The 13,665-nt window shown below is 61.0% G+C and carries 9 protein-coding genes; 3 read left to right on the top strand and 6 right to left on the bottom strand.

What is annotated here, in order from left to right:
* Window positions 1-110: 110 nt before the first annotated feature.
* The 4 genes from ACLEJP_RS25305 to ACLEJP_RS25320 form a co-directional block, all read right to left on the bottom strand.
* Entirely contained in the window at window positions 111-2,582 is a 2,472-nt protein-coding gene (locus tag ACLEJP_RS25305) for a TonB-dependent siderophore receptor (protein ID WP_440810855.1), read from the bottom strand.
* A gap of 139 nt (window positions 2,583-2,721) precedes the next feature.
* On the bottom strand, window positions 2,722-3,678 hold the full coding sequence (locus ACLEJP_RS25310) for a FecR domain-containing protein (RefSeq protein WP_440810842.1): 957 nt from the start codon (window positions 3,676-3,678) through the stop codon (window positions 2,722-2,724).
* Window positions 3,675-4,184, bottom strand: coding sequence for a sigma-70 family RNA polymerase sigma factor (locus ACLEJP_RS25315; RefSeq protein ID WP_440810844.1), 510 nt, complete (start codon window positions 4,182-4,184; stop codon window positions 3,675-3,677). Before ACLEJP_RS25315 ends, ACLEJP_RS25310 begins: the two co-directional genes overlap by 4 nt.
* A gap of 109 nt (window positions 4,185-4,293) precedes the next feature.
* On the bottom strand, window positions 4,294-4,983 hold the full coding sequence (locus tag ACLEJP_RS25320; protein ID WP_440810847.1) for a GntR family transcriptional regulator: 690 nt from the start codon (window positions 4,981-4,983) through the stop codon (window positions 4,294-4,296).
* 203 nt (window positions 4,984-5,186) lie between these two features.
* On the opposite strand from ACLEJP_RS25320, the gene lapG reads away from it, so the two are divergent.
* The gene (gene lapG / locus ACLEJP_RS25325; RefSeq protein WP_440810850.1) at window positions 5,187-5,948 is read left to right on the top strand and encodes a cysteine protease LapG; all 762 of its coding nucleotides are present in this window, start codon (window positions 5,187-5,189) and stop codon (window positions 5,946-5,948) included.
* Window positions 5,949-5,958: 10 nt separating this feature from the next.
* Window positions 5,959-7,905 carry a cyclic di-GMP receptor LapD gene (lapD, locus tag ACLEJP_RS25330; protein ID WP_225779932.1) on the top strand — a complete coding sequence of 649 codons (1,947 nt, stop codon included), beginning with the start codon at window positions 5,959-5,961 and terminating at the stop codon, window positions 7,903-7,905.
* Between the two features lie 207 nt (window positions 7,906-8,112).
* Here the strand turns inward: lapD and ACLEJP_RS25335 are convergent, their stop codons facing one another.
* Window positions 8,113-9,471, bottom strand: coding sequence for an HlyD family type I secretion periplasmic adaptor subunit (locus ACLEJP_RS25335; protein WP_440810858.1), 1,359 nt, complete (start codon window positions 9,469-9,471; stop codon window positions 8,113-8,115).
* 7 nt (window positions 9,472-9,478) lie between these two features.
* Window positions 9,479-11,635, bottom strand: coding sequence for a type I secretion system permease/ATPase (locus ACLEJP_RS25340; RefSeq protein WP_440810852.1), 2,157 nt, complete (start codon window positions 11,633-11,635; stop codon window positions 9,479-9,481).
* 989 nt (window positions 11,636-12,624) lie between these two features.
* Here ACLEJP_RS25340 and ACLEJP_RS25345 point away from each other — a divergent pair.
* The coding region (locus tag ACLEJP_RS25345; RefSeq protein WP_440810853.1) for a retention module-containing protein at window positions 12,625-13,665 on the top strand (1,041 nt) is incomplete at its 3' end.

Consider the following 13,665-nt stretch of genomic DNA (forward strand, 5'->3'; position numbering starts at 1 on the left):
GATTCAAACCCAAAGCCCCTGTCTGCGCTGCAGACAGGGGCTTTGTCTTTTCCAGGCATAACGCTCAAGCCTGGGCGATACTGGTACAGGAGCGTGCGGCTACCGCGAGGTCAGAACTGATAGCTGACGGTGGCACTCACATTGCGTTCTTCACCCATGTAGCAGTAGTCCAGACTGGCACACGAGGTGATGTAGCTCTCGTTGGTCAGGTTGTTGGCGTTGAGGCGAACATCTACACCTTGAAGGCCTAGCTTGCCCAGGTCATAGCCGATCGAGGCGTCGAACAGGGTGTAGGCGGGCACTTTCATGCTGTTTTCCGCATCGGCCCAGCTGTACCCCACATATCGCACCCCACCGCCCAGTCGCAGGCCATCCAGAGGCCCCTGCCGGAAGTTGTAGTCAGCCCAAAGGGAGAGCATCTGTTTCGGCGCCTGGGTTGGCGAATTACCCTTGTTGTCCAGGTTGCCGGATACAAGGCTGGGCATGGACTTGGTGTACTCGATGTCGGTGAAGGTATAGCCGCCCAGCAACTTCAAGCTGTCGGTCAGCTGCATATGGGCCTCCAACTCCAGCCCTTGCGAGCGTACTTGGCCTACAGGGCGATAGAAATCTTCGTCAGGTTGCTTGGACGCCAGGTTCTCCTGCTCGATGCGGAACAACGATGCGGTAAACAGGTTGTCGCTGCCGGGTGGCTGATACTTGAGACCCGCCTCCCATTGGGTGCCCTCGGTCGGTGCCAATGGGCGACCGTCCTGATCGGAAACGGTATTGGGATTGAACGACTCCGAGTAGCTGACATAAGGCGCAATGCCGTTTTCGAACAGGTAGAGCACTCCGGCGCGGGTACTGAACCTGGAGCGTTGGTCACTGACCTTGCTGTTGCTATCGCGGTTTTCCTCGGACACCTTCACCCAATCCTGGCGCAACCCCAAGGACAAGCGCCACTGGTCCAGTTCCACCAGGTGCTGCAAGTACACGCCAGTTTGTTGCAAACGCCGCTGGTAGCGATTTTCGCCCAGCACCTGCAGGTTGCCATTGCCGTACTGCGGGCTTCCCGCATCCAGCGGGTCGACTGTGCCATAACGCCAGGCCACATCGGCCTTGCGTCGTTGATAGTCGGCGCCCAGCAGCAAAGTATGTTTGGCGGCCCCTGTAACGAATTCCGCCTGCAGCATATTGTCGATGATGTACGAATGCAGGCGCTCGTCGCCGCCGGTGTAGGCGCGGTTGAGGATATTACTGTCGGCATCCGCCCAACCGGCGGAGTACACCTGGTCCATCGACACGTCCGAATCCTGATAGCGGAAATTCTGCCGCGCCGTGAACACGTCGTTGAAGCGATGCTCGAACTGGTAGCTGAACGACTGCTGGGTGCGCTCATAGTTGTCGATACCCGGCTCGCCCTCGAAGAAATGGTCCGACAGGCGTAAGCCGTTGCGCTTGTGCAGCATGCCGTCTGCTGGGTTGCCGCCGTGGTACCCGCCGTTGGGGTCGTGTTGCAGATAGGCCTGCAAGGTAAGCGAGGTATCCTCGCTGAAATCCATGCTGATTGCCGGCGCGATGGCGTAGCGTTCTTCCTTGTTGTGGTCGAACTGCGTGTCGGAAGCATCCGCAAGGCCAGTCAGGCGATAAGCAATGCGCTTGTCGTCATCCACAGGACCGCTGAAGTCGAAGCCCATGCCGCGCTGGCCTTGGGTACCGACCGTTGCCTGAACCTGACGATAGCGGGTAAACAACGGCTTTTTGGTGGTGAGAGCGACCAGGCCTCCTGGTGAACTCCGGCCATACAACACCGAAGAAGGCCCCTTCAGGATGTCTATTCGTTCCAGGAAGTATGGGTCCACCTGCATGGTGCTGTAGGTACCGTTGTCCCCCATCGACTTGAGCCCATCGACATAGATATTGTCCACCGAGCCGTCATTGAAGCCACGCATGGCCACATAGTCGTAGCGGTGAGTCGCACCGTAGGGGTTGGTCAGTACCCCGGGCGTATAGCGCATGGCCTGGGCAACCGTCTGTGAGCCTTGGTCTTCTATCTGCTGACGGGTAACCACCGAGACTGACTGAGATGTCTCTACCAACGGCATACTCGTCTTGGTGGCTACCTGGCTGTGAGTGGCGTTGTAGCCATCCATGCTGCCTAGTGCATTACCCAAGGTGAAACCGCGGACATCAGTGTCTGGCAACGACAGTGCGGCGCCTTGCGGCTGTGCTTGCAGTACATAGCTGCGCCCACCCTGGCTGACTGCCTCCAGGCCGCTGCCATTGAGCAACTGGCGCAGTGCCTTGTCGGTAGGGTACTGGCCTTGCAGGCCGTTGGATTGCAAACCCTGGGTGAGCTGCGGCGTAGCTGAGAGCGTGATGCCGGCCTGTCGGGCGAACTGATTGAGTACATCATCCAGCTGGCCAGCCGGGATTGCATAGTGTGGGTTCAGTTCGACAGTTTCAGCTGCCACAGATACCTGCATGACTGTTGTCAGGCCTAACGCGGTGCCGAACAGGGCAGCCCGGACGGCTTTACGCAACAGAGTTGAGTCTAAGACAGGTCGAAAACCATTCGCATTGACTGAATGCGCGTTCATGTAGGCTGTAGGCATGATGGGTCCATCAAGAGTGAGGGCAGGAGGATCGCTTATTGTCCTAGCCGGACCGGCAGCCAAAACCCGTCAAAAAAGCTGTCGGGACGCGTCGCGGCCATGGAAGGCAACAGCCGCTACCAAGTCAGGCCAACCCCTCCACACGCACCCACCAGCGTGTGACATGGCGAAGCTGCACAGGCAGTGTCCGTGGCAGTACCAGCAACAGTTGCTCCGGATCCTCCAGGCGGAATACACCTGACAGGCGCAAGTCGGCGATGTCATCGCTGCAGCCCAGGTAACCGTGGCGATAACGGCTGACCTGCGTGAGGAAGTCGGACAGGCGAATGTCGCGGGTGACGATCAGCCCTTCCGTCCAGGCCATCGCATCCATGTCCACCTGGTCGAGCCGGTAGGCGCCTTGCGCATCCAGGCGCCAGTTCTGGCCACTTTCGATCCACTCCGTAGGGGCTTGGCCAGGCCGATGTATCGCGACCCTGCCATGGCTGACACTCACCCGCGTGCAATCGCTGTCCTGGCGTGCCACGAAGCGTCCGCCGAACCCTTCCAGCAACCCGTCGCGAGTTTGTAGCAGAAGCTGCCGCTGCGGGTTGCAGGTAACCATCAACTCCCCTTGCTTCAGGCGGAGCAGGTGCTGCCGCTCAGTGGAAGCCAGGTCTACCGCACTGCGGGTATTCAGTTGCAGCAGCGTTCCATCGGGAAGCCGGAAGGTGCGCCGTTCGCCGGTGCCGGTGGCATAGTCCGACGTCCAGCTGCTGGTTGCGTCAAGGTCGTTGGCCAGCCATGCCGCTGAACCCAGCATGGCAACGCCGCCAAGCAGCTTCAAGGCCTGCCGGCGATGCAGGCGGCGCTGGCTGCTCTCCAGGGTCTGCAAGGCCAACCCGGCTCCGGGGATGGTGCGCAAGTCCAGTTCCTGTTGCAGGTGAAACACCCGTTGCCAAGCCTGTTCGTTTTCGGGGCGGGCGCTGCGCCATTGCGCACACTGTTGCTGCAGTGCAGGGTCATGCCCGTTCTCGCGCAGTTTCAGCATCCACTGGATGGCCTGCTTGACCGACGTTGCATCAGGTTGCGCGGCACTCATTGGTCGCACTCGTCCGCGTAGCGCAACAGGTAGCAATGGTAGAGCGCCTCGGCGATGTAGCGCTCCACGGTACGCACCGAGATTCCCATCTGGTCGGCAATGGCCTGGTGCTTGAGCCCCTCGCATTGGGCCAGCAGAAATGCACGGCGTACCTTGGGCTTGAGGCCGTCAAGCATGCGCGCGATGCGCTCCAGCAACTCCAGCAGCAGCTCCCGGGTTTCGGCCGAAGGGGCTTGTGCTTCCGGCATATGGGCAAGCGCCTCGAGATAGGCTCTGTGCAGTTCCTCGCGTCGCCAGTGATCGATCACCAGTCCACGCGCGACTGTCCGCAGGAAGGCCCGTGGCGTGTTCAGTTGCAGGTGTTCACGCCGCTGTAGCAGGCGCATGAACGTGTCCTGTGCCAGGTCCGCAGCATCGGCGGCATTGCCCAGCGTGCTGCGCAGCCAGGCATGCAACCAGCTGTGGTGGTCACTGTAGAGCGTTTGCAAGGAATCGTTGCTGGGCATGGGCGGGGATACTGCCGTCAAAGGACATGAATGATAATTAGTCTCATTGTTGGCAGTGGCGAATCAATTTGCAACCCATGGCTGCCCGCTGTTTGCGGTAAGCGCCCGGTTAACGCCCCAGCTGGGTGTCCAGGTAATTGCGGATTACCCGCGCAGCGGTATTGAGGTGCCTTTCCAGTACCGCTATCGCTTCCTCTACCAGCTTGTCGCTGGCGGCATCCACCAGTGCGTTGTGATCGTCCTGGGTAAGCTTGCCCAAGCCCATGGTAGAAAGATGGAACCGCAGGAAGCGTTCTTCTTCGTTCAATTCGTCTTCGATCAGGCGCAGCAATTTCTTGTTAGGTGCCTTGTTGTACAACGACATGTGGAACAGGCGGTTGAGACGGCCGATTTCGGCATGCCGGGTTTCGTTCTCCAGCTGCTGGATATACCCGCGGGCGCTGGCAATGTCGCTGGCGTCGAGCAACGGGATGGACTGACGCAGCGCCTCGGTCTCAAGCAGGACGCGCAGGGCATAGGTATCCACCGCGTCCTCCCCAATCAACGGCGCAACCACTGCGCCCTTGTGCATCTCGACTCTCAACAGTGACTGAGCTTCGAGCTGGCGCAGGGCCTCGCGCACCGGCATGCGACTGACGCCGAACAAGGTCGCGAGCTCTTGTTGTCGCACGGCAGTACCTGCAGGCAAACGGCCATCAAGAATGGCACTGCGCAGGCGTTCTTCGATCACGCCACGGGCCTGGTGCGGCAACAGCTGCTCGCTGGCCAGCACATTGCTCAATTTGATTTTCTGGGCCACGCGACGTCTGCCTCAACGATGACTAAACTTGGATCCAATGACACTAGTAAAGCTCTCGGGAGTGTCAAACCCGCACCCTCAGTGGAACGGGCGCCCCAAAAGCGCGGCTATGGTGGATGAAGTCGCCGGCCAAAGGAAGCGCTCTACAGAAGGTTATAACTAGAAAGTGTAGGTCGTCTGACAAGCGGATGCATGATTGCAGGGTGCCATTGTCTTTTGCCGCTGCAAGCCGCACCATCGCTGCTTTCCACAGGCCTGAACAGGGCTTCGCAGTGGCGATATCCTGGATGCTCAAAACCGTTGTGCAACGTATCGGCCTTGCTGTGCTGCTGGGCAGTCTGCTGCTGGGCGCTCTGCACGCGGATTGGGACTTTTCCCAGATCAGCCGCAAGTCGCAGGCCCTGTATGGCCCGCTGGGGAGCGGGCAGGGCCGTATCGATGCCTGGCAGAACCTGATGGCTACCCAGAAGCAGGGTACGGAGCTCGAGCGGCTGCAGGTAGTCAACCGCTTCTTCAACCAGCAGCTGCGCTATGTCGAAGACATCGACCTGTGGCACGAGGTCGATTACTGGGCTACACCGGTCCAGGCGCTGATCAAGGGCGCAGGGGACTGCGAGGACTACGCCATCGCCAAGTATTTCAGCCTCAGGCGCATGGGTATCCCCAGCGAGAAACTGCGTATCACCTACGTCAAGGCGTTGCGGCAGAACCGGGCGCATATGGTCCTGACCTATTATTCAAGCCCACAGGCACAGCCATTGGTGCTCGACAGCCTGATGGACGCCATCAAGCCGGCCAGCCAGCGTACCGACCTGCTGCCGGTTTACGCTTTCAATGGCGAGGGGCTGTGGCTGACGGGTGCCGCAGGTAACAAGAAGGTCGGCGATACCAAGCGGCTGTCACGCTGGCAGGATCTGTTGAAGAAAATGCAGGCCGAAGGGTTCCCGGCCGAGCCGGTTTACTGAAGGAGCACAGATGTCACTGTTCAAACAATTGCTGTTGGCCATTTGCCTGTTCCTGGTGGTCGCCTTCAGTGGCAGTTTCATGGTCAGCCTGGAAAGTTCGCGCAGCCAGTACGTCAACCAGTTGCGCTCGCACGCCCAGGATGCGGCGACGGCGCTGGCGCTGTCGCTGACGCCGAATATCGACGACCCGGCGATGGTCGAACTGATGGTCAGTTCGATCTTCGACAGCGGTTACTACGCGAGCATCAAGGTCATCGACCTGGGCTCCAATGCGGTACTGGTGGAACGCCATGCCGAACCGGACCCTGGCGGTGTGCCACGCTGGTTCATACGCCTGATCGGCCTGGAAGCCGCCGGTGGCGATGCCATCGTCAGCCGCGGTTGGCAGCAGGCCGCGCGTGTTGAAGTGATCAGCCACCCGATGTTCGCCGTTGCCAAGCTCTGGCAAAGTGCCTTGGGCAGCCTGGGCTGGTTGCTGCTGTGTGGCGCGGCCAGTGCGGTGCTCGGCGCCTTGCTGCTGCGCCGTCAGTTGCGCCCGCTGGATTATATGGTCGAGCAGTCCCACGCTATTGCCCGCCGCGAATTCCTCAGCCTGCCAGAGTTGCCGCGTACGCCCGAGCTGCGCCGAGTGGTGCAGGCAATGAACCAGATGGTCGAAAAGCTCAAGGCCCTGTTTACCGAACAGGCCGAGCGCAGTGAGCGGCTGCGTGCCGAGTCCTATCAGGACAGCCTGACCGGGTTGTCCAACCGGCGTTATTTCGAGATGCAGCTGAACACCCGTGTGAGCAACCTGGAAGAAGCGCGCGCTGGCTACCTGCTGTTGCTGCGGGTACAGGGGCTGGCAGGGTTGAACGCCCGCCTTGGTGGTCAGCGTACCGACCAGTTGCTGCAGGCCGTGGGCGAGCAGTTGCGCCGCACCTGTGCCAGTTACCCGGAAACCAACGACCTGATTTCCCGCAGCCGGGGTGGCGAGTTTGCCGTACTCGCCCCAGGCATGGTGCATGAAGAGGCGGTGCATCTTGCCCAGGCCCTGGAAGCGACTTTGCACAGCCTGCATGAGACGGGCGCCAGTGACATCGACCCGGTTGCCTGCATCGGCCTGGCACCCTACAGCCCAGGTGACTCACCGCAGGCACTGCTCAAGCTTGCCGACGAGGCCTTGGCCCGCGCCGAGAACCAGCCGACGCCAGGTTGGGTCTGCCTCGAACAGGGTGTGGCAGCCGTCGCGGCCGACAGCCAGCATGCCTGGCACGAGCGGCTCGACCAGGCGTTCATCGGCGGGCGTTTCGAGCTGTTCTTCCAGCCGGTGGTGGATTGCGGCACTGGGCAACGGGTGCTGCACCACAAGGTGATTTCACGCTTGCAGGACGGCCAGGGCGAGGCGCTGCCGGCAGGCCGCTTCCTGCCCTGGCTGGAACGCTTCGGCTGGATGCCACGACTGGATGTGCTGGTGCTGGAGAAAGTGCTCGCACACCTGCGCGGGCATGACCAGGTGCTGGCGTTGAACCTGTCTGCAGCGACCCTGGCCGACCCCAAGGCCTTGCAACGTGTCTTCGAATTGCTGAGCCAGCATACAGTGCTGGGGCCGCGGCTGATTTTCGAGATCGGCGAAGAGCAACTGCCCGAGCAGTCAGCTCTGGAACAGCTGACCCGACGCCTGCACGCGCTTGGCTTCGGTCTGGCGCTGCAACGCTTTGGCGGGCGCTTCAGCATGATCGGCAACCTGGCGCACCTGGGCCTGGCGTACCTGAAGATCGACGGCAGTTACATCCGCAATATCGACCATGAGCAGCACAAGCGGCTGTTCATCGAGGCGATCCAGCGCGCGGCACACAGCATTGACCTGCCGCTGATTGCCGAGCGGGTCGAGACGGAAGGGGAGCGGTTGGTGTTGCGCGAGATGGGCGTGGGCGGAATCCAGGGGCAGTTGGTCGGCGAGCCTGCGCCGTGGCGCTGACAGCTTGCAGGTGCCGTCGAGGAACAGCGGTAATGTGTAGGAGCAGCCTTGTGTCGCGAAGGCCGCTCCTACAGGTACCGCGTCAAATCGGAGCCGGCGCAGCCACCCGTGTAGGAGCGGATTTATCCGCGAAGCAGGCGACGCGGTAGATGGCACCGGCTTCGCCGCTGATCGCGGCTGAAGCCGCTGCTACAGCGAACTCGGCCATCAACGCTCGCGCAGCGCCTCTGAACGCGCCTTCATGATCGGCTTGAGCAGGTAGCTCATGATGGTCTTCTTGCCAGTCATGATGTCCACCGTGGCCACCATCCCCGGAATGATCAGCAACGGTTTCTCGTCAGTCCCCAGGTGGCTGCGGTCGGTACGCAGCTTGATCAGGTAGTAGGTGGTCTTCTTGTCTTCATCGGTGATGGTATCGGCGCCGATCTGCTCGAGTTTGGCCTTGAGCCCACCGTAGATGGTGTAGTCATAGGCCGTGAACTTGACCGTCGCCTCCTGGCCCGGGTGCAGGAAGGCGATGTCCTTGGGCAGGATTTTCGCCTCGATGACCAGCGTATCGTCCAGTGGCACCACCTCGAGGATATCGCTGCCAGGCTGGATGACCCCGCCAATGGTGTTGACCAGCAGCTGTTTGACGATGCCGCGCACTGGCGACGTGACCATGGTGCGGTTGACCCGATCGTCCAGGGCCTTGCTGGTCGCAGTGGCCTTGTTCAACTCGGTACGTGCTTCGTTCAGCTGGGTCAGCGCTTCGCTGCGGAATCTGCCGCGGGTCTCTTCAATCTTGCTTTGCACCTCGCGAATCGCCGCTTCCGCCCGCGGGATGGCCAGCGCGGTGGAATCCAGCTGGCCACGGTTCTCCACCTCGGCACGACGCAGGCGCAGCACTTCGACCTGGGAGATCGCACCGGTAGCCACCAACGGCTCGGACATGCTGATTTCCTTGCGCAGCAGCTCCAGGCTGTTGGCGTACTGGGCGCGTTTGGAACTGTATTCACGCAGCTCCTGCTGGCGCTGTACCAGCTGTTGTTGCAGGCCGCCGATCTCATCCTGCAGTTGCTGGCGCCGGCTCTGGTACAGCGACTCTTCACTGGCGGCCTGGCTTGGTGCGGCCTTGCGCAGCGTTTCGTCGATCTTCAGCGGGCGGTCCTCTACTTCGGCACTCAAGCGCTCAACCCGCAGGGCCATGGACAGGCGGTCGGCCTCGGTCTCCCCCACGTTGGAGGCGAAGCGGGTCTCATCGAGGCGCAACAACGGCTGGCCCACTTCGACGATCTGCCCTTCCTTGGCGAAAATCTCGGCGACAATGCCGCCTTCCAGGTTCTGGATCTTCTGTACCTTGGATGATGGAATGGCCTTGCCTTCGCCCCGCGTGACTTCATCGATGGGGGCGACGCTGGCCCATACGATAAGAAATACGAAGAACAGGATCACGCCCCAGATGGTCAGCCGCACGACCCGCGGTGCATCCTCGATCAGGGCCTTGTTGACCTCGGGCAGCGGCTGGCCGCCCAGTGAGTCGGAGCCTTTGAAATAGCGGCGCAGGCCATCCTTGAATTGCCCCATATCCAGCTTATGCAACACTGATCTGCCCCTTCTTCAACGCATCCATGACCGCGGCCTTGGGGCCGTCGGCAACAATCTGCCCGCGATCGATCACGATCAGCCGGTCTACCAGCGACAGCAGCGAGGCACGGTGTGTGACCAGCAGCACGGTCTTGCCTTCCACCACTGCTTGCAGGCGTTGCTTGAGGCGTTCTTCACCGGTGTTGTCCATGGCGCTGGTCGGCTCGTCCAGCAGAAGGATTTGCGGGTTGAGCAGCAGGGCACGGGCAAGGGCGACGTTCTGCCGCTGGCCACCGGACAGGTTCTGTCCACGTTCACCGACTTGCAGTTCGTAGCCGTCCGGGTGCAGCCGGGCGAACTCATGGACACCCGCCAGTTCGGCGGCTTGCAGGATCAACTCGTCCTCGATGTAGCGGGCGCCGCTAACCAGGTTGTCGCGCAAGGTGCCCGCCAGCAACTGGATGTCCTGCGGCACGTAGCCGATGTTGTGGCGCAGTTCGCTGACGTCGATCTGGCGAATGTCCACGCCATCGACCAGCAGCGACCCGCCATCGGCCTCGTAGAGGCCGACGATGAGCTTGGCCAGCGAGCTCTTGCCCGAGCCGCTACGGCCAATGATGCCCACCTTCTCGCCGGGGCGGATGGTCAGGTTGATGTTCTTCAGGGCCTGGTTCTGCTGGTTCGGGTAGGTGAAGTCGACCCCGCGGAACTCGACGCTGCCCTGCAGCACCTTGCGGCTCAGCGGGCGCTCTTCGAAGTTGCGCTCTTGTGGCAGCTCCATCATGTGGTCAGTGGAGACCATGGTCACCTTGGCCTGCTGGTAGCGGGCGAGCAGGCCGTTGAGCTGGCCCAGTGGGCCGAGGGCGCGACCGCTGAGCATGTAGCAGGCAACCAGGCCGCCCATGCTGAGGTTACCGTCGATGATCAGGTAAACGCCGACGCAGATCATCGCCACCCCTGCCAATTGCTGGATCAGCAGGGTGATGTTCATCGCCAGGCTCGACAGTAACTTCACCCGCAGTTCCAGGCGGCTGAGGGTACCCAAGGTCTGCTCCCACAGGTACTGGCGTTCACTTTCGGCATTGTTGACCTTGACCGCATCCAGGCCGGCCAGCGTCTCGATCAGGCTGGACTGGCGCTCCGAGGCCAGGGCCATGGTCCGCTCCATGGTCGCCATCAGTGGCCGCTGCAGGGCATAACCGATACCCAGGGCCAGTGGGAAGGCGATGATCGGGATCCATACCAGGTGCCCGCCAATGACGGCGATGACCACCAGGATGAGGACGGTGAACGGCAGGTCGATCAGGCTGGTAAGGGTCAGCGAGGCGAGAAAGTCGCGCAAGCCCTGGAACTCGTGAATGTTCTGGGCAAAGCTGCCGACCCTGGCCGGGCGGTACTTCATCGACATGCCGACGATACGTTCGAACAGCGTTGCCGAGATGATCAGGTCGGTCTTCTTGCCCGCCAGGTCCAGGCACAAGCCACGCAGGCCCTTCAGGATAAGGTCGAAGATATAGGCGCCGGCGATACCGATGGCCAGTACCCAAAGGGTCGAAGTGGCCTGGTTGGGCACTACCCGGTCATACACGTTCATCACGAACAAGGGGGCGGCCAGGGCAATCAGGTTGATCACCAGGCTGGCGGCGATCGCATCGATGTATAGCCACTTGCTGCGCAGCAAGGTGTCACGGAACCATGATTTCGCTCGTGGGATGAGGTTGCCGTGGTTGACGTCGAACTTGTGCTGCGGCTGGGCGAAGAACACCCGGCCACTGTAATCACTGTGCAAGGCTTCGCGGCTGACATGCACCTCGCCACCGTCGCTCTCGCTGAGCAGCAGACGTGCCGTGTCTTCGTTTTCCCAGCCCAGCAGGACGGCACTGCGGCCCTCCTTGAGCAACAGCATGGCCGGCATGGCTATGCTCGGGATCTGCTCCAGCTTGCGCTGCAACAGGCGCCCCTGCAGCCCGGCTCTGGCGGCAGCACGAGGCAGCAGCTCGGGGCTCAGGCGCTGGGCTGGCAGCGGCAGGCCGGTGGTCAGCATGACCCGGCTGGCAGGCTTTTGATGCAGGACACACAGGCTCAGCAAACTATCCAGCAGGGGATCGTCATGCTGACTGCGTGGATCGTGGCTGAGTTGGACTCGACTGACTTCGGATTCCACGCGGCGCTCTCTTCATCCTTGTGGTGGGTGGGAAGGGTGATCGGCCGTTGAGGTCGGCTGGCTCACCTTGGCGTTTCAAATACTGCTGCCAGGCAGCTTTCTCGAGGGCTGCGGCACCTGACGCCCGGGCAACCGGCCAATGGTCGCCTTGAATCGATATTGAGTAAACAATTCTACGGTCTTCATTCCTGCGCGACGATGCCTCATGGTTGTTTCATTGTTGAAACCGTCAGCGTAAAAGCGAGGGCTGATTTCCAGCATAGCCTGCCAGACAGTTGGCGTCAGGGATGCAATAGGATTAGTCCTCTAACGTTGTCATTAATCAGGCGCTGGCATGTTGACGGTTTTCGACATCTGGTTAGTCAAAATTCATGTACGCGATCCGCTGGCTTTCATCAGGCCTGGTTGTGGCAGTTCGCAACGCGCTCCCTTGTTGAACGGGTAGTATTCGTGCGGTCTCTTTTATCTCTTTGATCTGACGCAAATCGTCGCGTCGGGTTAAGCAGTGCTGCGGGCGCCTGCCGAACGAATTTGCCTGCGACCCCGATCCCGCTTGGCTTGCGGCGCGTATCAGCCTGCCTTTCGGCAAGGTTTATGCTTGTCCTCCCACCGTGGCACGGGTTGGGGAAGTTATCCAGAATATTGGCGCTTCCCTCCAAGACAGTTTTCCGGTGAACGGTTTGTTTGGCGTCATGTCGGTGACTATCCAAGTACATGAAGCAGCGGTCGCGCGCGTTTTCGATGACGTGCGGCAGTTGTTCTCGAGAAACGGTTGGCTAAGGTTCAAATATCAATGTGACATTACATTGCCGATTGTTTAGGATGGCATGTATAAGGTCAATAGTTTGGCAGTTGTACGCCCAAAAATCGTAATAGACGGAATATTGACGCGAAAATGCGTCAAGAGATCATCGACATAGTTCCGCCTGAAGTGGCTTGCGAGTGCCGCTCTGGCAGGGAAGTACCCATCGGGTCACACGGAGAGTCCAATGAGCAGCGTTGTAGCCATCGTCAAAAGTATTGTCGGCCAGGTTATTGCGGTATCCCCAGAGGGCATCCGGCGTGTCTTGATCGAAGGTGACCGTCTGTTGGCGGGTGAGGAAGTTCTCACCGGCCCGGGTGGCGCGGTCACTCTGGAACTTGCCGATGGCCGTCTGCTCGACCTGGGCCGCGACAGCCAGTGGAGCGCTGATGCGCCGGACAGCAGTGCTGATCTGAGCCAGGCGACTGCCCAGGCTGCACCTTCGGTGGAAGAGCTGCAGCAAGCGATCGCTGCTGGTGTCGACCCGACTACCGCGCTCGAAGCGACTGCGGCTGGCCCATCGGCAGCGGGCGGTGGTGGCGCGTTGGGCGGTGGTCACAGCTTCGTCATGCTCGAGGAAACCGCGGGCCGGGTTGCCCCTACCGTCGGCTTCCAGACAGAGGGGCTGGGCTTCGCCGCCGCGTCTGGTGATGAAGACGTTGGCGTGCTGGACACCACCAGCAATACCCTCGTGACTCCGCCGACCACGGAAGCCAACGTCGCTACTGGCCTGGTTCTTGGCGCTACCCCTTCGATCAGCGAAGCGGGTGGCGTTATCGTTTATACCGCCACGGTCGGTCAGGCGCCGACCAGCAACCTGGTTGTCACCCTGTCCAACGGTGCCGTGATCGTCATTCCCGCTGGCCAGACCAGCGGTAGCGTCAGCGTGGTAGTGCCCGCGAACGATACCCCGTACATCGACGGTGGCCAGATTTCGGCGACAGTAACGGGTACCAGCGGTGGTAACGGACTGACGGTGACCGTGCCGCAGACGCCGACGGTTACCCAGATTACCGATACCATCGATACCACCACCGCGACCCTGACGGCGACCCCGTCGGTAACCGAAGGTGGCGTCATCACCTACACCGTGACGCTGAGCAACCCGGCTCAGACGCCGGTGACCGTGACGCTGTCCAACGGCCAGACCATCACCGTTGAAGCCGGCAAGACCCAGGGCAGTGTCAATTTTGAGACCCCGGCAAACGACGTCTACAACAACGGCTCG

It is taken from the genome of Pseudomonas sp. SMV7, assembly GCF_052041995.1.
Lineage (GTDB): Bacteria > Pseudomonadota > Gammaproteobacteria > Pseudomonadales > Pseudomonadaceae > Aquipseudomonas.

Excerpts from the sequence above, each read along its gene's own strand:
- ACLEJP_RS25305 (WP_440810855.1), bottom strand. The coding sequence starts at position 2,582 with ATGAACGCGCATTCAGTCAATGCGAATGGTTTTCGACCTGTCTTAGAC.
- ACLEJP_RS25335 (WP_440810858.1), bottom strand. The coding sequence starts at position 9,471 with ATGGGGCAATTCAAGGATGGCCTGCGCCGCTATTTCAAAGGCTCCGAC.
- ACLEJP_RS25310 (WP_440810842.1), bottom strand. The coding sequence starts at position 3,678 with ATGAGTGCCGCGCAACCTGATGCAACGTCGGTCAAGCAGGCCATCCAG.
- ACLEJP_RS25315 (WP_440810844.1), bottom strand. The coding sequence starts at position 4,184 with ATGCCCAGCAACGATTCCTTGCAAACGCTCTACAGTGACCACCACAGC.
- lapD (WP_225779932.1), top strand. The coding sequence starts at position 5,959 with ATGTCACTGTTCAAACAATTGCTGTTGGCCATTTGCCTGTTCCTGGTG.